At 52.3% G+C, this 21,845-nt stretch carries 20 protein-coding genes; 13 read left to right on the top strand and 7 right to left on the bottom strand.

Features of this window, described 5'->3' with window-relative positions; translation table 11 throughout:
• The first annotated feature begins 221 nt into the window (after positions 1-221).
• The 8 genes from L1278_RS09470 (at position 222) to L1278_RS09435 (ending at position 6,946) form a co-directional block, all read left to right on the top strand.
• A complete protein-coding gene (locus L1278_RS09470) occupies positions 222-833 on the top strand; it encodes a fumarylacetoacetate hydrolase family protein (protein WP_253403185.1) in 612 nt (203 codons plus the stop codon).
• Positions 820-2,712 (top strand): M23 family metallopeptidase, encoded by a 1,893-nt coding sequence (locus tag L1278_RS09465; protein ID WP_253403183.1) that lies wholly within the window; start codon positions 820-822, stop codon positions 2,710-2,712. The genes L1278_RS09470 and L1278_RS09465 overlap by 14 nt, the downstream gene beginning before the upstream one ends.
• A 133-nt stretch (positions 2,713-2,845) precedes the next feature.
• Positions 2,846-3,298, top strand: coding sequence for a thioredoxin-dependent thiol peroxidase (gene bcp, locus L1278_RS09460; protein WP_253403181.1), 453 nt, complete (start codon positions 2,846-2,848; stop codon positions 3,296-3,298).
• Between the two features lie 209 nt (positions 3,299-3,507).
• Positions 3,508-4,368 (top strand): 1-deoxy-D-xylulose-5-phosphate synthase N-terminal domain-containing protein, encoded by an 861-nt coding sequence (locus L1278_RS09455; protein ID WP_253403179.1) that lies wholly within the window; start codon positions 3,508-3,510, stop codon positions 4,366-4,368.
• A 16-nt stretch (positions 4,369-4,384) separates the two neighbouring features.
• Positions 4,385-5,338 (top strand): transketolase family protein, encoded by a 954-nt coding sequence (locus tag L1278_RS09450; RefSeq protein ID WP_253403177.1) that lies wholly within the window; start codon positions 4,385-4,387, stop codon positions 5,336-5,338.
• Positions 5,339-5,471: 133 nt separating this feature from the next.
• Positions 5,472-6,011 (top strand): sigma-70 family RNA polymerase sigma factor, encoded by a 540-nt coding sequence (locus L1278_RS09445; RefSeq protein ID WP_253403176.1) that lies wholly within the window; start codon positions 5,472-5,474, stop codon positions 6,009-6,011.
• Positions 6,012-6,054: 43 nt separating this feature from the next.
• The gene (locus L1278_RS09440) at positions 6,055-6,489 is read left to right on the top strand and encodes a hypothetical protein (protein ID WP_253403175.1); all 435 of its coding nucleotides are present in this window, start codon (positions 6,055-6,057) and stop codon (positions 6,487-6,489) included.
• Between the two features lie 7 nt (positions 6,490-6,496).
• A complete protein-coding gene (locus tag L1278_RS09435) occupies positions 6,497-6,946 on the top strand; it encodes a hypothetical protein (RefSeq protein WP_253403174.1) in 450 nt (149 codons plus the stop codon).
• 122 nt (positions 6,947-7,068) lie between these two features.
• Here the strand turns inward: L1278_RS09435 and pepE are convergent, their stop codons facing one another.
• The 3 genes from pepE to L1278_RS09420 all read right to left on the bottom strand — a co-directional run bounded on the left by pepE (position 7,069) and on the right by L1278_RS09420 (position 8,547).
• Complete coding sequence (gene pepE, locus L1278_RS09430) at positions 7,069-7,803, bottom strand: dipeptidase PepE (protein WP_253403173.1); 735 nt, start codon at positions 7,801-7,803, stop codon at positions 7,069-7,071.
• A gap of 151 nt (positions 7,804-7,954) precedes the next feature.
• Complete coding sequence (locus L1278_RS09425; protein WP_253403172.1) at positions 7,955-8,203, bottom strand: hypothetical protein; 249 nt, start codon at positions 8,201-8,203, stop codon at positions 7,955-7,957.
• A gap of 83 nt (positions 8,204-8,286) precedes the next feature.
• On the bottom strand, positions 8,287-8,547 hold the full coding sequence (locus tag L1278_RS09420) for a hypothetical protein (protein ID WP_253403171.1): 261 nt from the start codon (positions 8,545-8,547) through the stop codon (positions 8,287-8,289).
• A 307-nt stretch (positions 8,548-8,854) separates the two neighbouring features.
• Between L1278_RS09420 and L1278_RS09415 the strand changes: the two genes are divergently transcribed.
• Positions 8,855-9,943: an MBL fold metallo-hydrolase gene (locus tag L1278_RS09415; RefSeq protein ID WP_253403170.1), complete on the top strand. Its 1,089-nt coding sequence runs from the start codon at positions 8,855-8,857 to the stop codon at positions 9,941-9,943.
• Positions 9,944-10,008: 65 nt separating this feature from the next.
• Here the strand turns inward: L1278_RS09415 and L1278_RS09410 are convergent, their stop codons facing one another.
• A complete protein-coding gene (locus L1278_RS09410; RefSeq protein WP_253403169.1) occupies positions 10,009-10,185 on the bottom strand; it encodes a hypothetical protein in 177 nt (58 codons plus the stop codon).
• A 143-nt stretch (positions 10,186-10,328) separates the two neighbouring features.
• Between L1278_RS09410 and L1278_RS09405 the strand changes: the two genes are divergently transcribed.
• Positions 10,329-11,516 carry an aminotransferase class III-fold pyridoxal phosphate-dependent enzyme gene (locus L1278_RS09405; RefSeq protein ID WP_253403346.1) on the top strand — a complete coding sequence of 396 codons (1,188 nt, stop codon included), beginning with the start codon at positions 10,329-10,331 and terminating at the stop codon, positions 11,514-11,516.
• A gap of 145 nt (positions 11,517-11,661) precedes the next feature.
• On the top strand, positions 11,662-13,422 hold the full coding sequence (locus L1278_RS09400) for an SLC13 family permease (RefSeq protein ID WP_253403168.1): 1,761 nt from the start codon (positions 11,662-11,664) through the stop codon (positions 13,420-13,422).
• A gap of 4 nt (positions 13,423-13,426) precedes the next feature.
• On the opposite strand, the gene L1278_RS09395 is transcribed toward L1278_RS09400, so the two are convergent.
• Complete coding sequence (locus L1278_RS09395; protein WP_253403166.1) at positions 13,427-13,762, bottom strand: hypothetical protein; 336 nt, start codon at positions 13,760-13,762, stop codon at positions 13,427-13,429.
• A 10-nt stretch (positions 13,763-13,772) separates the two neighbouring features.
• Entirely contained in the window at positions 13,773-14,201 is a 429-nt protein-coding gene (locus L1278_RS09390) for a TerB family tellurite resistance protein (protein ID WP_253403165.1), read from the bottom strand.
• A 319-nt stretch (positions 14,202-14,520) separates the two neighbouring features.
• Here L1278_RS09390 and pfkA point away from each other — a divergent pair, with 319 nt between their 5' ends.
• Entirely contained in the window at positions 14,521-15,492 is a 972-nt protein-coding gene (gene pfkA / locus L1278_RS09385; protein ID WP_188499643.1) for a 6-phosphofructokinase, read from the top strand.
• A 70-nt stretch (positions 15,493-15,562) separates the two neighbouring features.
• Here the strand turns inward: pfkA and miaA are convergent, their stop codons facing one another.
• Positions 15,563-16,495 carry a tRNA (adenosine(37)-N6)-dimethylallyltransferase MiaA gene (gene miaA / locus L1278_RS09380; RefSeq protein ID WP_253403163.1) on the bottom strand — a complete coding sequence of 311 codons (933 nt, stop codon included), beginning with the start codon at positions 16,493-16,495 and terminating at the stop codon, positions 15,563-15,565.
• 133 nt (positions 16,496-16,628) lie between these two features.
• Here miaA and L1278_RS09375 point away from each other — a divergent pair, with 133 nt between their 5' ends.
• The gene (locus tag L1278_RS09375; protein WP_253403161.1) at positions 16,629-21,839 is read left to right on the top strand and encodes a PAS domain S-box protein; all 5,211 of its coding nucleotides are present in this window, start codon (positions 16,629-16,631) and stop codon (positions 21,837-21,839) included.
• Positions 21,840-21,845: the final 6 nt, after the last annotated feature.

The raw sequence follows: 21,845 nt of genomic DNA, 5'->3' as shown, positions 1-21,845 counted from the left end.
TGGAGGTATACGAACGCTGTATTATAAAATGTTGTGCGCCCCGTATGCACAATAAAGCGGAACTTCTCTTGTTAAAGTATAAAAATGGCTGTAGCTGTTCGCAGGTGTGGGATGCCTTAAAAAATTGTCCTGAAACAGATTCTTTTTGCAGAATCATGCTGCATGAAAACCGGATATAGCCTATTTTTGAGAATCGATAATGAAAACGCCCTTAACATTTTATGAAAATAGTAGCCATCGGCCGCAATTACGCCGATCATATAGCCGAACTGAAGAACGAAGTGCCGGACGAACCGGTGATATTTTTTAAGCCTGACACAGCCATCCTCCGCAACAACGAGCCTTTTTACTACCCGGAATATAGCCAGGACATCCACCACGAAGTAGAGTTGATTCTTCGAATCGGCCGCGAAGGCAAAAACATTGACAAGAAGTTTGCCCACAAATACTACGATGCCATTGGCCTAGGTATAGACTTCACGGCCCGCGACTTGCAAGCCAAAGCCAAAGCCAAAGGACTGCCCTGGACGCTGGCCAAAGGTTTTAACGGTTCGGCTCCTATTTCTGAGTTTCTGCCGCTTGATCAGTTTGAGGATTTGCAGGACATCAACTTCAAGCTCGAAGTGAATGGCGAGACAAGACAGAATGGCAATTCGAAGATGATGCTCAACACGTTCGATGACATCATCGCCTATATCTCCCGCTTCATCACCTTGAAGAAAGGCGATATTATCTTTACAGGTACGCCTGAGGGAGTGGGCCCGGTGCAGATCGGCGACAGATTGGAAGGCTATGTTGAAGATAAAAAACTACTTGATTTTGAAATTAAATAAGCGCCTCGCGCTCCTTTTCGCTTACATTTTCACTACCCTCGGACTGGCCGCCCAACCGGCTCCGGAACAGGGTTACTTTATGTTCCCCATAAAACCAGGAGTGCGCAACTTCCTGTCCGGCTCCATGGGCGAAATACGCGCCACCCACTTCCACGGCGGCCTCGACATTAAAACCGACCAGCGCGAAGGTTTGTCGGTATACGCTGCTGCTGACGGGTATATCTCACGTGTGAAGATGTCGACTTACGGGTATGGCAACATCATTTACGTGACGCACCCGAACGGCCTCACCACTACTTACTCGCATCTGCTTGCTTTCTACGACCCTTTGGCTGACTACGTGCTGCAGAAACAGTACGAGAAGGAGACTTTTGAACTGGAGCTCTTCCCCGAGAAGAACCTGTTTCCGGTGAAGAAAGGGCAGATTATCGCCTTGTCAGGTAACACAGGGGGATCCGGTGGCCCGCACCTGCATTTTGAGATCCGTGACGCCGAAGACCGCCTGTACAATCCGCTTCGCTGGGGTTTTAAGGAAGTCATCGATACCACCCCGCCCGATTTGCTGGGACTGGGTATACAGCCGCTGAACATCCATGCCCGCATCAACCAGGAATTTGCGCGGAAGGAGTATACTCCGAAGAAAACCAATGGCGTCCATACCTTGCCGGACACGGTGTTCGCACACGGCCTGATCGGCTTTGAGCTGCAGACCATCGACCGCTATGACGATACCCAAAACCGCAACGGCACGCAGGATGTGACCGTGTATGTGAACGACCGGCAGGTATACAACCACCACATCGACCGCGTGCCTTTTGAGCTTTCGAAGCAGGTGTCGCAGCACGTGAACTACAACGTGTACCGCCGCACAGGCCGCACTTTCCAGAAAGCGTACGTGGATTACGGCAACGACCTGCCTCTCTATACCGCACCGCAGAACCGGGGCAGGCTCAATGTGCAGGCCGACTCGATTTATCACATCCGGCTTGTCGCGAAAGACACTTATAACAATGCGTCTACCCTGACTTTTGTAATGAAGGGGCAGAAACCGACTTTCACTCAGGCGGCAAATGGCAAAGTAACTAAACCGCAATTGAGCTACGAGATCATCGGGAACATCCTGAAAGTGAACGCATCTGATACATCATCTACACCGCGCAACGTGGAAATGGTGGTGAACAACCAACGGCTGATGCTGGTGCCTAGCTATACAAAAGGTGCTGCCTCGGTGAGTCTGTACGACCTGAGCGGCGGTCTGCCAGAGTCGCTCGAGTACTGTGGTACCACCACCCTACTCGACCTGCAGGCTGCTATACCCGCGGGGCAGGAACACAGCTTTACAAACCGTGACATGGCCATCCGTTTCGGCAAAGAGAGTTTATACGACACGCTATACCTGCAGGCCAAAAAAGAAGGCGATTTGTATACCATTGGCGACTACTACACGCCTTTGCACAAGCCTATCAAAGTGACCATTACGCCGGGCACCCCGGTAACTGACAAAAGCAAGGCTGCTGTTTACTATCTCGGTTTAGGCAAAGGCCGCGGTATGCTGGGTGGCGTTTGGGATGGCAACAGCATCACCTTTTCGGCTCGAGCGATGGGCAAGTTCAAGGTGCTCGAGGACGTGAAAGTTCCTACTATTAAACTACTCAGTAAAAGCCCGACGCAGATCAAATTCCGGATTGGCGACAACCTGTCGGGCGTTAACTCTTTCCGCTGCGAAGTGAACGGCAAGTGGTTGCTGATGAAATACGAGCATAAAACTGCCACCATATACTCCGAAAAATTAGATAAAAGCCTACCTTTGTCTGGGAAAGTAGTCTTGAAGGTAAAAGACAATGCCGGAAACGAGGCCGTGTTTACGACCACTATCTAGCATCGGGTTGACTCGCGCAACAATTGCTAGCCTAAAACTACTTGCACAGGACATTACCTACTGGATAAAACTGAAAAGACTGGTATTATAAGGTATAGCTTATACCTGTGGAGCCAGCAAAAAACAGAAACCCATGGAACTGAAAATCGGAGATAAAGCGCCGGAGTTTGAGGCAAAAGACCAGCACGGCAACACGGTGAAACTGAGCGACTACCGCGGCAAAAAAGTGGTTATGTATTTCTACCCAAAAGATAACACGCCCGGCTGCACCGCCCAAAGCTGCAACCTGCGCGACAACTACAGTGAGCTGCAGGCACAGGGCTACGAAGTGATCGGGGTGAGCATCGATAGCGAGAAGTCACACCAGAATTTCATTGGAAAATTTGAACTGCCCTTTACGCTGCTGGCCGACACTGATAAAAAGTTGGTGGAGCAATATGGGGTCTGGCAAGAGAAATCGATGTATGGCCGCAAGTATATGGGCACCATGCGCTACACCTTCGTCATTGACGAGAACGGCACCATCGAGGACATTATCACGAAAGTGAAAACGGCCGACCACGCCGCCCAGATTTTGAAAAACTAACGCAAAGCGCAGTTGTCCGAAAAGACGGCTGCGCTTTTTTCGTTGTATATTTGTTTCCAGAAGAGAGACAAGACACTTGGCAACAGCATTTCAGGTATAGCCTGACCAGTGTGCTGGAAGAAAATACACTTGATTGTTATAATGAATGAACAATTCAGCAATCAAAAATTAAACAATTTAGCAATTAACAATTTAACAATTCATAAAACGTGAACCCACACAACAAAAGCATCGACGAGCTGAAGCAAATTGCGGCACAGGTTCGCCGTGACATCGTGCGCATGGTGCATGCGGTAAACTCCGGCCACCCGGGCGGCTCGCTCGGCTGCACGGACTATTTCGTGTCGCTGTACTTCAAGGTGTTGAACTACAAGGCAAAACCTTTCAACATGGACGCCGAAGGCGAAGACCTTTTCTTCCTGTCAAACGGACACATCTCGCCGGTATGGTACAGTGTGTTGGCTCGCGCCGGCTTCTTTGAAGTGTCAGAACTGGCTACTTTCCGCAAAATCAACTCAAGGCTGCAAGGCCACCCGGCTACGGAAGAAGGCCTGCCAGGTATACGCGTAGCCTCTGGCTCACTCGGCCAGGGACTGTCTGTGGCAGTTGGTGCTGCTCAGACCAAGAAGCTGAACAAGGACAACAACCTGGTATACGTGCTGATGGGCGACGGCGAGTTGGGCGAAGGACAGGTATGGGAAGCGGCCATGTATGCTGCTCACAATAAAGTGGATAACCTGATCGCAACCGTTGACCGCAACTACCAGCAGATCGACGGCGGCACCGAAGAAGTACTGGCGCTGGGCGACCTGCGTACCAAATTCGAAGCATTCGGCTGGCATGTACTGGAGGCGGACGGCAACAACTTTGAAACCTTGCTACCTGCACTCGAAGACGCGAAGAAAGCTACCGGCAACGGCAAGCCAGTGATGATCCTGATGAACACCGAGATGGGCTTTGGCGTGGACTTCATGATGGGTTCGCACAAGTGGCACGGCGTAGCGCCAAACGACGAGCAGCTCGAGATCGCACTTCAGCAATTAGCCGTAGAGGCAGCTTCAGATTACTAAGCTTTAAAACACAGCAATGAAAGAGTATACATATACAGAGAAAAAAGACACCCGTTCTGGTTTTGGCGTAGGCTTGCTGGAGCTTGGCCGCACCAACCCGAACGTAGTAGCCCTTTGCGCTGACCTGATCGGTTCGCTTAAAATGGATGCCTTCAAAAAAGAGTTTCCGGAGCGTTTTTACCAGGTAGGTATAGCCGAGGCCAACATGATGGGTCTGGCAGCAGGTATGACGATCGGTGGCAAGATTCCTTTCACAGGTACGTTTGCGAACTTCTCAACAGGCCGCGTGTACGACCAGATCCGTCAGTCGATCGCTTACTCGGGCAAGAACGTGAAGATATGCGCCTCGCACGCCGGTTTGACGCTGGGCGAAGACGGTGCCACACACCAGATTCTGGAAGATGTGGGCATGATGAAAATGTTGCCACACATGACCGTGATCAACCCTTGCGACTTCAACCAGACGAAAGCCGCCACCATCGCAATTGCCGACTACGAAGGTCCGGTATACCTGCGTTTTGGTCGTCCGGCAGTCCCTAACTTCACTCCTGCCGACCAGAAGTTCGAGATCGGCAAAGCGGTGATGCTGAACGAAGGTACCGATGTAACCATTCTGGCTACAGGCCATTTGGTATGGAAAGCCATCGAGGCGGGTCACAAACTGGCTGAGAAAGGCATCAATGCTGAAGTAATTAACATCCACACCATCAAGCCGCTGGACGACGAAGCTATCCTGAAATCAGTTGGCAAAACCAAGTGTGTGGTGACGGCAGAAGAGCACCAGATGAATGGTGGTCTGGGTGATTCAGTAGCGCAGCTGTTGGGCCGCCAACTGCCTGCTCCACTGGAGATGGTAGCTGTGAACGATTCGTTTGGTGAGTCTGGCACGCCAGACCAGCTGATGGAGAAGTATGGCCTGAGCACTGAGAATATTGTGGCCGCCGCTGAGCGTGTAATCAGGCGCAAGTAATACATAAGGCTATACCTTAGCTTTTTTTCAAAAACAGAAGGGGCTGTACTGTTAAAGTGCAGCCCCTTCTGTTTTTATGCATTATATTGCATATTCAGACAGGTATAACCGCCCTGCCCCTGCTACCTGACGCGTGGAAGACAAAGAGATTCTAGAAAAATTCGCCAACCCTGATAGCCGCAACGTGGCCTTCAATCAGCTTGTCCGGAAATACCAGCAGAAGATCTACTGGCACATCCGGAAAATGGTGATTGACCACGACGATGCGGATGACCTCACGCAGGAGGTCTTTATCAAGGTATGGAAGAACCTGGAGAATTTCCGGCAGGACGCGCAGCTTTATACCTGGCTTTACCGTATCGCCACAAACGAGTGCCTTACCTTCCTTTCGAGTAAGCGCAAAAAATTCTTTCTGCCCATAAACGACGTGGCCGCAGAACTCACCGAAAAGATCGATTCCTCGCCCAACATTGACGGAGACGAGATACAACTCAAACTTCAAAAAGCATTGCTAAAGCTGCCAGACAAGCAACGGCTGGTCTTTAACATGAAGTATTACGACGAGCTCAAGTACGAGGAAATGTCTGAGATTCTGGGTACTTCGGTGGGTGCTTTGAAGGCATCCTACCACCACGCAGTAAAAAAAATTGAAGAATTTATTAAACGGGATTAAACTTTAGCGCGCTATGCCCATCTAACCCATAAGTACATTAACCATGAAAGACGATTTTAAACTAAGCGACCTGCCCAAGCGCAACATCTACGAGGTACCGGAGAAGTACTTCGACAGACTGCCTGCGCAGATCATGGAGCGCACTGCCGGCGCCGGGTATAGCCCTGCTCCCTGGTATGCCGCCGCCTGGAAGCCGCTGCGTTTGGCACTGGCTCCTCTGATGCTGGTATTGGTGCTGGGTGTGCTTTACTTTGCGAATCTGAATAACAAGGCGGATCAGCAAAATGTGAACCTGGCTGGCATTCAGGACGAAGATATACTGAATTACCTGAGCACCTATGCTGTGCTCGAGAGTTCTGATTTTGCCGAGTTGCAAACCGTTTCAGATAGGGAGATGACTTCTGAATTTCTGAACGTGAGCTCCAAGGCCGCCGAAGAAGAGCTGGAGTACTACCAACTGGATACGATTGACTATTAAAGCACTGATGAAACGATTACTGATTTTATTTCTCTTTTGCGCCTTCACCCTGGGCGGTACTGTGGCCATGGCCCAAAGTGGCCGTTCGCAGGACAGAAGAGAGAACGTGGAAGCTGCCAAAGTGGCCTTCCTTACGGACAAAATGGGACTGACCGCAGAGCAGTCGCAGAAGTTCTGGCCGCTCTATAACGAGTATGAGACCAAGCGCCGCGAACTGGTTCGCTCCTACCGCAGCGGCTACCGCGAAGACGTGGACCAACTGAGCGACCAAGAGGCGAAAGCCCGCCTGGATGGCATGTTCAATACCCAAGAAAGGGAACTGGAACTGGAGAAAGAATACGTGGCCCGTTATCAGCGTGTGATCTCTTCGAATCAGATCATCAAACTTTACCGCAGTGAGCGGGAGTTTACCAAGCTCCTCCTGAAAAAGCTGGAGGCCAATAACAAAGTACAGTAGTTTTTTGAATAGATAATTATAGTGAGAACAGCAAAAGGACCTGGCATTTTGCCTTGTTTTTTTCAAACAAAAAGCCCCTGCTACACCTTAGCAGGGGCTTTTGACTTTCAGTGGGTTTCGGTTTAGTAAACCTCCAGCAAAAAGTTTATATCGTCGGTCGGCTTAAATTCCATAGCGGGCTGTCCCTGCAGAAAGATGCGCGCCGGGTGCGGCCCCAGCAGGTTGATCTTCTCCCCCGTAATGCGCAGCATGCTGCCCTCGCGCAAACCTACTACAGGTTGGCGGTTGTGCACATGAAACTCCTGAATGCGCGTTTCGCGCGTTTCGCCCATATGAGTAGTATCAGGTAGCGGGTCAAGGTAGTGGGGATTGATATTGAAAGGCACCAATTGTAGTGCGTCGAATGATTTGGGGAACACGATCGGCATATCATTAGTAGTACCTATGGTTTTGCCTGCCACGTTAGTGCCAGCGCTGGTGCCCATGTACGGCATGCCCTGCTCTACCCGCTTCTGCAGCGGCTCAATCAGTTTGTTGGCATATAATTGGCGCAGCAACAGAAACGTGTTGCCCCCTCCAATAAACACCGCCTCGGCCTGCTCCACAGCCGCAACCGCGTTTTCCGCCTCGTGCACACCACTTAATTTGATGCCCATTGCTTCAAAGGCCTCGCGTGCTTTGGCCGTATAGTCGGTGTGGGAGATACCGCCCGGACGTGCATAAGGTATAAACAGGATGCTTTGGCGGTCGCCGAGCAGTTCTTTGATCTCGTTCTGGCAATGTTCCAGGTACCCTGTGCCGTGGGTCGTGGAGGTACTCACTAAAAGGATATGCTTCTTTGGTAAGGCTTTTCTCATTTGTCTCTATTTTGAATGGTACGGCTCGCGTATACCTGCAAAAGTATCAAATTCCGGCGAACACCCGTCGATATCCTCCTGCAAACAACCGCTATACCTGCGTCGGAGTAAACTGCGCGGGAGCTCACTGAATGAGAGTCTGGCTATACCTTCAGGTTTTGACTCTGAGCTTGATTGTTTCCAGGTAGGGGTCGAGCGAGGCCTTGTTGGTGAGCGCGCGAACCAGCCCGATGGTTTTCAGATCGTACAGGAACCAGACCTCCACATAGTAGTTGTGAAACCAGTACAAATCAATTTTGCACCACCCACGGATAATGTGATGCAGATAGCGTCCCTGTTCTAACACCATAGCGGCCTGCTCCCGGGACGAGAGCGAATTAAACTCAGTAATAGTCAACATAAAAATCTACTCCATACCTTATGCAAAGAAAAAAGGCTGCCGGGGCAGCCTTTTGGTTAACGAAAATATCGACGGTTTTGATATTAATTCAAATGAAGGGTATACAATTCAAATCTGGTGGAGGCAAAACTCCAGTGCGAAGAAGAAGGATGGATCTCAACACCGTCCTCATCCACGATCGTCACGGCAAAGCCGTCACCCTGGTTGAGGGGCTCAGTAAAGTGCTTCACAGGATACACTCTCCCTTCCTCTATCCACTCTTCCGGTTCGAAAGCGGGCATCGACGCATCCACACACTTCGCGTAGACAGACATATAGCTTGGGGGAACAAATAAATTTACCATGTGTATGTAACGTTTTCAGAAAGATAAATAATTCCTGTCAATCAGGAAACATTGTCCACATTAATTTTAGTGGATGTCTGCTTAAGAATTAACACAAAAAGTATGCCTTTGTTTCAAGGTATAAGTTCCAATACCCTACATCGGCCAACCCTGGCGTTATGGCAGCAATACAAGCTCCTCTCGATTTAATAAATGACAATCAGCCAAGTGGGTGTTAAATGTGCAGGCTTTCTGCAGCCAATTGCTACTACAGCCGTAGTATATATTCCGCCCGTTATCATTTAAAAACAAAACATAGTAAATGCCTATGGAAACATCTTATCGTACCTCGACCCACGATAGCAAGGAAGCTTTTGCGGTTGCGCCGGGAGTATGGGGACTCAAGACCATGTTCGTCAACCTCTTTTTTGTGGCCTCGCCCGATGGCTCGTGGGTGCTCGTAGACACCGGCATGTACGGAGCCGCCCCTAAAATCAGAAAAGTGGTGGATGAGCTCTTCGGCGGGAAGCGCCCCAAAGCCATCCTGCTCACGCACGGTCATTTTGACCATATCGGCGCCGTAAAAGAGTTGGCCCGGGAATGGGACGTGCCTGTGTACGCCCATCCGATGGAGATGCCCTACCTGAACGGAAAGTCGTCCTATCCACCACCAGACCCGAGCGTGGGCGGCGGGGGCATGGCGTACATGTCGTTCCTATACCCTAAAAAGCCGATCGATATTCATGAGTACCTGGAGTTGCTGCCAACCGATGGGTCAGTTCCCGGTCTGCCAGACTGGCACTGGATCCACACGCCGGGACACACAGCGGGGCACGTTTCCTTCTTCCGCGAGAGCGACCGCGTACTGCTGGCAGGCGACGCCTTTATCACGCGCGACGGGGAATCGATGCTGGCTGTGATGACGCAGAAGCGGGAGGTGCATGGCCCACCCAAATACTATACCTCCGACTGGGGAGCAGCGCACCACTCGGTGGAGAAACTGATGGAGCTAAACCCAAGTGTGGTGGGGGCTGGTCACGGACTACCGATGGAAGGGGCACAGCTCATGCGCCAGCTGGAAGAGCTTGTAAAGGATTTCTGGTCGGTGGCGGTGCCAGCCCATGGTCGCTACGTGCACGAGCCCGCCATTACCGATGAGCAGGGCGTGCTCTCCGTCCCTCCGGCAACCGACAACACCATCCCAAAAGTGATGGCTGCAACTGGACTGGTGGCGCTGGCTGGGGTGGCGCTGGTGGCCTACACCCGACGGAACAGAGACAGCAACCTGAAACAGCATGAGCGTGCCATGCGGGAACGCCCCTTCTCACACAACAGGCCGATGCAGGGTATGCCGCCCACAGTGCCTGCCACGCTGGACGAAGACGACCCGATTACGCACACCAATCACTACCCATAAAAAAGAAAGGCCGGGAGCAAACGCTTCCGGCCTTTCTTTTATACCTTAATTTAAGTTCCTATACCTTACTTGCCTCTTCCAGAGCCGCTTTTCTTGCCGCCCCCGTCCTGCTTATTCACTGTAGCCCAGGCACGCTTCTCGGCTTCATCGTGCTTTACGCCCTTTTTCTCGTAGCTTTCCTCGATGTGCTCCGCCTGACGCTTTTGTTTGTCAGTGTAAGACGATTTATCTCCTTGTGGCATTTGATCCTCCTTTTTTAAAGTTCAACATCTCAGGCCGGGCTTTTTCGCCGGCCCCTCCTATTGTACGCAAATCAGGCAATTGTGAATAAGCGGAAAGCGGACATGGCTCCGTCAAAGCTCCAAAATGACTAAATTGCAACATGATTTCAATGAGACAGCTGTTTTTGCAGCACCAGGCACAGACAAGTGACTTTCCGCTGATGATCGAAGTGGAGAAGGCAGAAGGTATTTACATGTACGGCAGCGATGGCCACCGTTACATCGACCTGATTTCAGGTATAGGCGTGAGTAACGTGGGGCACCGCCATCCCAAAGTGTTACGGGCCATCCACGACCAGCTCGACCGCTACATGCACCTGATGGTGTACGGGGAGTTCGTGCAGGGGCCGCAAGCGCAGTTGGCGCAGGCGCTGTGCAGTACACTGCCCGACCGGCTCAACAATGTATACCTGCTCAACTCCGGCGCTGAGGCAGTAGAAGGCGCCATGAAACTGGCCAAGCGCTACACCGGTCGCACCGAATTTGTGTGCTGCCGCAACGCCTACCACGGCTCTACGCAGGGTGCACTCTCTGTTAATGGCAGCGAGAGTTTCAAAAATGCTTTTCGTCCGCTCCTGCCCGATGTGCGCGTCATCAACCACGGCGCTATACCTGACCTGGAGCAGATCACGGAGCGCACAGCCGCCATCATCCTCGAAACAGTGCAGGGCGAAGCAGGTATACGGGTGCCAGAGGTGAGCTACATGCAGGCCCTGCGGGCACGCTGCACGGAAGTAGGCGCTTTACTTATATTAGATGAAATACAGACCGGCTTTGGACGTACCGGCACCTTCTGGGCTTTTGAGCAGTTCGGCATCGAGCCTGACATCCTGCTTTGCGCCAAAGGTATGGGAGGAGGCATGCCGATCGGGGCCTTCATCGCCCCACAGGAGATCATGGCTGTGTTCAAAAACGACCCGATTCTGGGCCACCTGACCACTTTTGGCGGGCATCCGGTTTCCTGCGCTGCCTCGCTGGCCACGCTGCAAACCATACAGGAAGAGAACCTGCTGGCGGGTGTGGAAGAAAAAGCGCAATTATTCAAGGACCTGCTGGTGCATCCGCGCATCAAGGGCATCCGCAACAAAGGACTGATGATGGCGGCAGAGTTTGAGTCGTTTGAGGTGCTCAAGGCGGTGATCGACCAGGCCATCCTGAACGGCGTGCTGACTGACTGGTTCCTGTTCTGCGACAACTCCATGCGCATCGCGCCGCCGCTCACCATTACGGAAGAGCAGATACGCGAAGCCTGCCAGATCATCCTGGCCTCTATTGACGAGGCGGTGGCTTAGTTTCTTATACCTGACAGGTATACCCGCAGGCTACCCTGATCAGGTATAGGGAAAATATTTTTCAGCAAGATGCTATCAGCAACGGCTTTGTCACGTAAAAGCCGTTGCTATACCTTACATCAGGTGTATCTCCCAATCTGCTCCTATGGAAATAGCCATTGTACTGACCTTGCTGTTAATAGCGGTTGTGCTGTTCGCAACCGAAAAGGTGTCCATCGAACTGGTCACCCTGACCATGCTGATCATACTTGCGGGTTTGCGCATCATCAGTCCCGAGGAGGCTTTTGCCGGCTTCAGTAGCGACTTCATCATCATCATCGCCTCTATTTTCATACTTAGTGCCGCACTCCAGGAGACCGGCATACTCGATTTTGCCGTGGTGCGTCTCGCGCGGCTCGCAGATAAGAGCAACAACCTCATGCTACTCACCATCATGCTGATAACGGGCATGGTCTCGGCTTTTATGAACAACACCACCGTGACAGCCATGTTCATTACGCCGCTGGTAGGTCTCTCCAAGCGCATCAACATGAGTGCCTCCAAACTGCTGATGCCGCTGGCTTACGCCGCTATTCTGGGGGGTACCTGCACCCTGATCGGCACTTCTACCAACGTGGCCGTGAGTGGTTACGTCGCCAAGGCGGGTCTGGAGCCGATCGGGCTATTCGAGATCTCGGGTATAGGCTTTGTTATTTTCCTGGTGGGCACGATCTACATGATGACCATCGGGCAGCGCATGTTACCGGACCATGCTGACCAGGAACTGGCTGAAGAGTATAAGCTGCAGAAGTATGTGACCGAAGTAGTAGTATTGCCTGACTCGCCGCTCATAGGGCAGTTGGTTTTTACCTCCGAACTGACCACACTGAACCTGCGCATGCTCAACGTTATCCGCGCCAAAGAAAACTTCCTTCCTGACTTCCGTACCCGCATCCGCGCCAACGACATTCTGCTGGTGGAGGGGGACGTAGACACGCTCATGAAAGTGAAGGAGACCAAGGGTATACAGATCATGGCGGACGCGCTTATCTCCGAAGACCTGGAAACAGAGAATATTCGGCTGGCGGAAATTATGATCCCGCGGCAGTCTAACCTGATCAACCACACGATCAAGGAGTCAGAGTTTTTGCGACGCTTTGGTTTGGTGGTGCTGGCGGTATCCCGGCACGGCGAAACGCTGCGAAGCAAGCTGGGCAGTATAGAACTGCACATGGGTGACGTGCTGCTGGTGCAGGGCGCTCCTGAGCGCTTTGAGCAGGTTCGTAACTCGAACCACATCGCCGTGCTCGACGAGTTTGAGCCGGTATTCTTCAAAAAGAAAAAGGGCCTGATCGTAATTGCCTGTTTTGCGCTGGCCATACTGGCAGGAACGCTGGAGTTGCTGCCGCTCTCCATCGCATTTTTGTCGGCGGCTGTCGCGAGCATCCTGCTGAGGGCCATCAGCGCGGAGAAAGCCTACAACGCCATCGACTGGCGCCTGCTCATACTTATAGGCGGTATGACGGCTTTTGGAGCGGCCATGGAAAACTCCGGCGCTGCCGAGTTTCTGGCGCAGGGAATTGTGCAAGTGATGGAGCCCATTGGCGGCACTGTCGGTATACTGGCGGGTTTTGTGATCCTGACCGTGCTTCTGACCCAGCCTATGTCAAATGCGGCAGCGGCGCTGGTGATTCTGCCTGTGGCGTTGCGTGCTGCCATGGAGCTTGGCGCAGACCCGCGTGCCTTTGCCATCGCGATTATGTTGGGGGCCTCTGTGTCGCTGGTGACCCCTTTTGAGCCGGCCTGCATTCTGGTTTACAGCCCGGGCAAGTACCGTTTCCTGGATTTTATTCGGATCGGCACGCCGCTCACTGTCCTGCTTATAACCGTGATCATGGTATTAGTGCCTGTGTTCTGGCCTCTGTAGAGGATTACTGCAGGCGGCTGAGCGTGACAATGACGACGGCGAAGAAAGCGGCAGAAAGACCTACCGCCAAAATCAGTTTGCCCGCCTGCATGGCCACCGTTTTCTCGGCGCGGGGCAGCCAGAGGTAATTCAGGCTCAGGTTGAGCAGGTATACCATGACCGTCAGCAGAAAGCTGATGAACCAGAAGGCAAAAAAGCGCAGCATGAAGTCTTCGGAGAGAAAGGTAGCCTCGTAGGAGATGAGGTGCAGTTCGTGGGCAAAAAAGAAATAAGCCAGCAGTAACAGCGCCAGTGCATAAGATACCAAAATGGCGCCGTTCCACACGCGCAGGTTTTTCATGCAATGTTAATTAGTAATTCAGGAAGGACTGTGCATCCTCCCGTATCTGTTCGCGGGTGAGCCCGTCTTTTACGCCGATGGAGATTCTGCGCACGAGCACCCCAACAATAGACTTCCTGAAACCGAGCCGAACAGCCATATTCACACAGAACTCCATCTCATTTTCGTCTACAATGCCATCGGCCAGCATCATTTCCACCAGGTCATAGATCTGGTCAAAGCGCTCCGTATCATTGGACGGCATCTGAGGTTTTATGGATTCCACATTCGAGAGCAGGTTGCGCACCTGGCTTGATTTCATGCCGTGGCGCTTGCCGATGGAAATGATAAACTCCATTTCGGTTGGGTCCACGTGGCCATCTGCCCTGGCGAGAGCACCAAGGTTGGTGATATGGCTCTTTAATTTTTTCTCTGCCTCGCTTTCAAAAAAACTAAACATATGGCTCCCTTTTGACTATGTACAAATTCATAACAAATTAATAACTACTGCACTAAGTATTGCTATACCCAGGCAGTTAATTTTGCAGCAACTATAGTAGAAACGAATTTTCCCGGCTTTAAGTCTGCAGATGATGGTGCATTTACATACGGTTTTTGCTATCTTATAAGTTATGATTTTGTATTCTTTTTTTATTTCCACTTAAATTAACAAATGGCTACCTTGCGGATTCATTAAAACCGCAACGAATACCGCGGCTATCTATCGAATGGGGCCGGATTCCGGCTTCCACAGGGAACACATTTAACAGCAACTCTTTATGAAGAGGATTGGAGTATTTACATCAGGAGGCGACGCACCGGGCATGAATGCCTGCATCCGGGCGATCGTACGAACAGCCGTGTACAACGGATTGGAGGTTTACGGTATCAGGAGAGGCTACAACGGCATGATCAAAGGCGACATTTTCAAAATGGAGTCATTGACAGTGAGCAACATCATACAGAAAGGCGGCACGATCCTGAAATCGGCACGCAGCAAGGAATTCGCAACCAAGGAAGGACGCCAGGCAGCTTACGAGCAACTGAAAGCGCACGGAATTGAGGGACTTGTGGCCATCGGTGGTGACGGTACCTTTACCGGGGCCAACATCTTTTACGAGGAGTACGGCATCCCCACCATCGGCGCTCCCGGCACGATTGACAACGACCTCTACGGCACTGACTATACCATCGGCTACGACACCGCCGTGAACACAGCCCTCGATGCCATCGACAAGATCCGCGATACGGCTGACAGCCACGAGCGCGTGTTTTTTGTGGAGGTAATGGGCCGCGACTCAGGCTACATTGCCATACCTTGCGCCATTGGCGGGGGCGCTGAGATTGTGATGATCCCGGAAACGGACACGTCCATTGATTACGTGATCGACCAGTTGAAAGCAGGCTGGAGCCGTTCCAAAACATCTTTTATCGTGATTGTGGCTGAAGGTGACGAAGAGGGAAGCGCCACGGAGATCGCAGCCAAGGTGTCCAGCATCATCCCGGACATGGATGCCCGCGTTACCATACTCGGGCACGTGCAGCGTGGCGGAGCTCCTTCCGCAGCCGACCGCATGCTGGCAAGCCAGTTAGGCATTGCCTGCGTGGAAGGCCTGATAGCGGGACGCACGAATGAAATGGCCGGTATCATCAACAGAGAACTGGTGTATACCCCTTTCATCGAAACCATTACCAAACAGAAACTGATCAACCCGAACTTCACCAAGATGGTGGATATCTTGTCAGTATAGTTTCGCTATACCTGCAAAACAGTGAAGCCGGTACTTTTAAGTGCCGGCTTCACTGTTTCTATACCTATCCCTATACCTGTCTGGGCTGCTGCATTTGGTCTGTGATGAAAGCCAGCAGCTCATCCCACTGCTCCGGATGAAACCAGGTATAGTCGGCATGCTTGTGGAACCAGGTGAGCTGCCGCTTGGCATAGCGCCGGCTATTGCGCTTCAGTAGGCGTACGGCTTCCTCCCAATCATACTGGCCCTCCAGGTAATCGAAAATCTCTTTGTAGCCAACCGTTTGCAGGGCGTTGTGTGTGCGGTAAGGGTATAGGGCTTTGGCCTCATCCAACAGCCCCTGCGCCAGCATCAGGTCCATGCGGCGGTCAATGCGCTCGTACAGTTCCTGCCGGTCACGGGTCAGGCCGATCTTGATGATATGGAAAGGGCGCTCCCGGGCACCCGCTTTCCGGAAATCGGAGTAAGGCTGTCCGCTTGAAAGGCATACTTCCAGCGCACGTATAACACGCTGTGGGTTGGCCTTGTCCACCCGCTCGTAATAGGCCGGGTCGAGTTGCTGCAGCTTCTCTAACAGGGGTTGTAGTCCTTCCTGCTGATAGCGGGCGGTCAGGCCTTCCCGCACGGTTGGGTCTGTTTCCGGCATTTCGTCCATGCCATCGGTGACGGCCCGCACGTACAATCCCGAGCCGCCCGTCAGGATCACGGCCTCGTGCTGCTGAAACAACTGCCCGAGCAGCGCCAGCACATCCTGCTCGTAGGCGCCTGCATTGTACGTCTCTGTGATCGGGTGCGAGTCCACAAAATGGTGGGCTATACTTTGTTGCTCCTCCGGCGTGGGCTTGGCCGTGCCGATCGACATCTCCTGGTAAAACTGGCGGGAGTCGGCCGAAATGATCTCGGTACCGAAATGCTGCGCCAGCCGCACGCACAGGTCAGTTTTGCCCACGGCAGTAGGGCCAACTACCATTATCAGAAAACGGGGGGCTTGTGCTGCAGACATGGACGGAACAGAGATTTTACTTCGTGAATTTGCCACAAATTAACCTCCTTTCTTTTTATTCAGGAAGCAAAAGTGCCTTTGCTTCTGTTTTTTTACTAATTTATGGGTTTAAACGAGAACTGATTTACTCCAGATGCCACTGATACCTACCAGACAAACAACTGATAACCTGACAACAATGGCCGAAAACCTGCTACAGGTGCTCAGTCAGCTATACCCTGCTGGCCACGCCCTGCTGGTTGCCTCTGCCACAGGGGAGTTGCTGGCTGCCAACCCCAAAGCAGATACGATACTCCCCATGGAGCAGGGCACAGCCATTCGTCCGCTCATCGGCCTGGCTGATGAAGATGATTTCGCTGCCTTTAAGGTATCGCTGGCCCGCCAGGAGAAAGTGTCAGGCGAACTAAAGGACCGCCAGGGCAATGTGTGTACCTTCCACTGTCAGCAACTGCAGTTTCAGGGGCAGCCATTTCTGTATTTCGATATTCCGGAGAGCGTAGCGGCAGAAGCTGACGACTCGAGCTACCACAACCTGTTTGACGACAGCGCTGAGCCGCTCTTCATCCTCGATCGCGATGGTGTCTTCATCGACATCAACCAGAGCGCCTCGAACCTGGTAGGGTTGAAAAAAGAAGAGATCAGGGGCAAGTCTCTTTTTAAACAGTTTGAACTTAACCTGTTTGAGCGCGTCGCCCTGCGCAATCAACTGCAGAACACGCTGAAGGGAGAGCCGCAGCGCTTCGAATGGTGGCTTCGTGAGACAGATCAGCAACTGATGCCGGTGGAGATTTCCCTGAAAAAAGGGAGCTTCAATGGCCAGATGGTCATATTCGGTTCTGCTAAAAACCTCTACGAAGCGGTTGGTGCAGAACGCAACGTGCGCTTCCGTAATCACCAGCTTGAATTCGTCAACCAGCTGATCACCAACCTATCGGGTGCTGAGAGTCGTGAAGATGTGTTGCGCTATACCCTGAAAGAGCTGCTGGACAAGACCGATGTTATTGGAGGTGCCGTTTATACCTACGATGCCGAAGCGGGCAGAATATTTCTTTCCTTCAGCAAAGGCGAGATGCTTTCGGGCAGCCTCCCGACTTCGATCCCGATGCCGCAAACACAGGCTGAGCAGCTCATCCAACCGGATCGCCACCAGGCCCTGCACAACATCATACAGCAGATGGAAGAACTGCTGGGCCAGCACCTGACGGTGCTGCCTGTCAGTTCGGAGGCAGGACTGACGGCACTAATGCTGGTGTGGCCGGGGCACGATGCCAAAATCACCCAGTCGTTTATGTCGCTGCTCGACTTTATCGGGGGCGCCATTGGTAACTACATTGCCAAGCATGACCTGCAGCAAAAGCTCACCTATACCGAGGATAAGTATAAAATCATGTTTGAGTCTACTTACGACGCGATCCTGCTTTTCCGGGATGGTATTGTGGTAGACTGCAACGAGAAGGCGCTGGAGTATTTCCGCTGCAACCGTGAGGATCTGATTGGCAAGTCCCCTACAGACTATTCGCCGGAATATCAGCCAGACGGTATGCGTTCGACCGAAAAAACCGCCATGCTGATCGATCAGCTGATGGCGACCGGAAAGGCGGTAACGGTGGACTGGAAAAACATCCGCAAAGACGGCACCACCATGGACACCGAACTCAACCTGAACCGGGTCGTGATCGATGGTGCTTACCACATCCTGGTGTTTAAGCGCGATATCACGCAGCGCAAGCAGGTGCAGAGCTCAAAGCGCCGCGAAGAGATCGCCCGCGAGTCCATGGCCCACTTCCGCAGCTTCCTCGAAAAGGTAAACCTGATCTACTACAGCCTCGACAAAGAAGGCAACATTGCTTACGCCAACGACTACTTCCTGACCTATGTGGAATATAGCCGCGAGGAACTGATCGGGCAGAACTTCTACGAACTGCTGGTGCCAGAAACCGATCAGGAGGCACGCTTTGCCGACTTCAGGCGATCAATGGAGACCAGGCAACTGAACTCTTATTACGAACGCGATCTGATCACAAAGTCCGGACAGGTGAAGACCGTGCGATGGAACTGCATGTTCGAATACGGACCGGAGGGCGAACTGGTCGGGCTGACCAGCGTGGGCAAGGACATGACGGACAAGCGCATCGCGATGGAAGCCCTGAAAGACAACAAAATCCGTCTGCAGGACCTCTTCGACAATGCCCATGACCTGATCCAGAACATCTCGGTAGACAACAAGTTCATCTTCGTGAACAAGGCCTGGAAAGACCGACTGGGCTATACCGACTACGACATTGAGTCGCTCACGCTCAACGACATTGTGCACCCTTACTACAAGGCCAAGCTGATCTACCAGCTGCGCAATTTGTACAAGGGCGAGAACGTGAACAAGATGGAGACCGTATTCCTGACCAAGGCTGGCAAGCCCGTGCACCTGATCGGCTCCATTACCTGCAGCTGGCAGGATGGCCGCCCGGTGGCTACGCGCGCCATCCTGCACGACATCACCGACCGCATCAAGGCGGAGCGCCTGCAGAAGGTATACTACAGCATCGCGAACCTGGCCATCAGCAGCAAGGACCTGAACTCGCTCTACTCGGCCATCCACCGCGAGCTGAGCAAGATCATCGAGACACGCAACATTTACATTGCCCTCTGCGACGATAGCCACCGCCACCTGCACTTCGCTTATCTGGTGGACCAGTTTGTGGACAAATCCTCGAAAACGCAGATGCGCCGGCCGTTTTCGCATGGCTTGTCAGAGTACATCATTGAGACGGGCAAGCCGCTCTACATGCAGAAGGCAGAGCTGCTGGAACTGGCCAAAGAGCAGGACATTACTTTACACGGTGCTATACCTGAAGTGATCCTCTGCTCACCGCTGGCTATCGGCGACCGCATCATCGGGGTGATCACGCTGCAGGACTACCAGGATCCGAACGCCTATGTGCACACCGACATCGAGATTCTGCACTTTATCTCGAACCAGGTGGCACTCGCCATTGAGCGCAAGCGTAACGAGGAGCAGATCAACAATCAGAACGCCCGGCTCAACGCTATCTTTGAATCCGGGACCCACCACATGTGGTCCCTCAACCGGGAGTTTGAGCTTACTTCCTTTAACAAGAACTTTGCTACCGCCTTCTTCAACCGAAGCGGCCATGAACTGGAGCTTTACAGCAAGCTGAATGACGACGAGGTGCTCAACTTCCACGAAAGCTCGTTTGAGTTCTGGAAAGACAAGTACTTACAGGCCTTTCAGGGGCAGCCACAGCACTTTGAGATACATCTGCACAATCCGGAAAGCTGGCGCGAGGTATACCTCAACCCGATCTACCTGGAGGACGGAAGCTTTGAAGAGATTTCAGGTATAGCCCTCGATATCACGGATAAGAAGCGCTCGCAGCTGGCACTGGCTCAGAGTGAAGTGAAATTCCGCAGTATATTCGAGTCCTTCCAGGATGTGTACTACCGCACCACCATGGGCGGTGCGTTTGAACTGGTCAGCCCTTCTGTATACAACTTGCTGGGGTATAACGAACAGGAGGTTCAGCGTATCTCATCGGAACAGCTTTATGCCAATGCTGCTGACCGGGTGCTGGTAAAAGAGCGGGTACTGGAACAAGAGAGCATACGTGACTTTGAGATTGAGATGATCTGCAAGGACGGCTCCACCAAAACCGTACTGCTCGACGCACGCCTGACCTATGACCAGGAGGGAAATCCGGCAGGTATGGAGGGTGTGCTGCGCGATGTGTCAGAACTGAAGCGCACGCAGGTAGCCCTGCTCAAAGCCAAGGAAGAAGCGGAAAACCTGCTGAAGGTGAAAACACAATTCCTGGCCAACATGAGCCACGAGCTGCGCACACCAATGAACGGCATCATCGGTATGATCGACCTGCTAAGCCAGATCGTCAGCGACGAGGAGCAAAAAGAGTACATCGATACGCTGCGCAAATCATCGGATGCCCTGCTCGCGATACTGAACGACATACTGGACCTCTCGAAAATGCAGGCCGGCAAGCTCGTGCTGCACGAGAGCGGTGTGGATGTGCACGACACGCTCAATAAGATTCACTCACTCTTTGCGAACCGGGCCCAGCAGAAAGACCTGAATTTTACCTATACCGTTACCCCGAGAACGCCGCGCTACGTGCTCACTGACGAGACACGCTTCCTACAGGTGCTTTCCAACCTCACCTCCAACGCCATCAAGTTTACGAACGAGGGCGAGGTGAGCATACACGTAGATGCCGAGCCATTGAAAAACGGCCAGGAATATAAACTGAAGGTTCGCGTGAAAGACTCCGGTATAGGTATATCCGAAGACGACCAGCGACTGCTTTTTACAGACTTCACGCAGCTTGACAATTCCTCTACCAAAACCTTTGGCGGCACTGGTCTCGGTCTGGCCATCTCGAGGCAGCTCACGCACTTACTTGGCGGTGATATCGGGGTAGAGTCCAAACCAAACGATGGCAGTACCTTCTGGTTCACGATAAAAGTAAAAAAAGCCAACAATGAGGAAGTGGAGGCACAGCTGCAGCGTATGCAATTGCAGAATGCCGAAGCCGAGGTGCTGGAATTCTCTCCTTACGTGCTGCTGGTAGACGACAACCAGATCAACCAGAAGGTGGCCTTTAAGCTGCTGGAGCGACTAGGCTGCCGCACAGATGTGGCGTCCAACGGCTACGAGGCCATCGACAGAGCCCTTAACAACGGCTATGACATGGTGTTCATGGACATCCAGATGCCGGAGATGGACGGCGTGACGGCCACAACCATCCTCAAAGAGAAACTTGGCAGGGACTGTCCGCCCATAGTAGCCATGACTGCCTACTCGATGCGTGAAGACGCTGAGAAATTCATGAGCCAGGGTATGGACGATTACATTTCCAAGCCGGTCAAGAGCTCTGATCTCTATAAAGTGATCATGCGCTGGCACGAGCAGAATTATAGGCGCGACGACGCTGCCGGATTAACTACTGCAGTTAATGATGAGTCCGGGGCTGATGCTATACCTGTGATTGACCTGGCCATAACAGAGCAGCTCAGAGAGATCGGTGGATCGGAGTTTGCCCTCCAACTGTATGTGGAATTTGAGCAGGAAGCCGGCGAATTGCTCGAAGAGGCCAAAAAAGAGTTGGAGGCACAACAATACAAAAGTATTTTAAGTACATTGCATCAGCTAAAGGGAACCGGCTTTACACTTGGCATCAACCAGGTGGCCGAGCTAGCCAAAATCCTGGAGCATGATATCAAACATGACCAGTACGATAACGTAGGAAATAACTTTGCGAAGCTGCTGGCCCAATACGAAAACTACCGCAAAACTTATAAAGAGATCATTATATAGTTTATT

The organism is Pontibacter sp. HSC-36F09, assembly GCF_024171605.1.
Taxonomy (GTDB): domain Bacteria; phylum Bacteroidota; class Bacteroidia; order Cytophagales; family Hymenobacteraceae; genus Pontibacter.
Note: the sequence above shows the minus strand (reverse complement) of the source record. Positions and strands in the feature narration are given on the sequence as shown.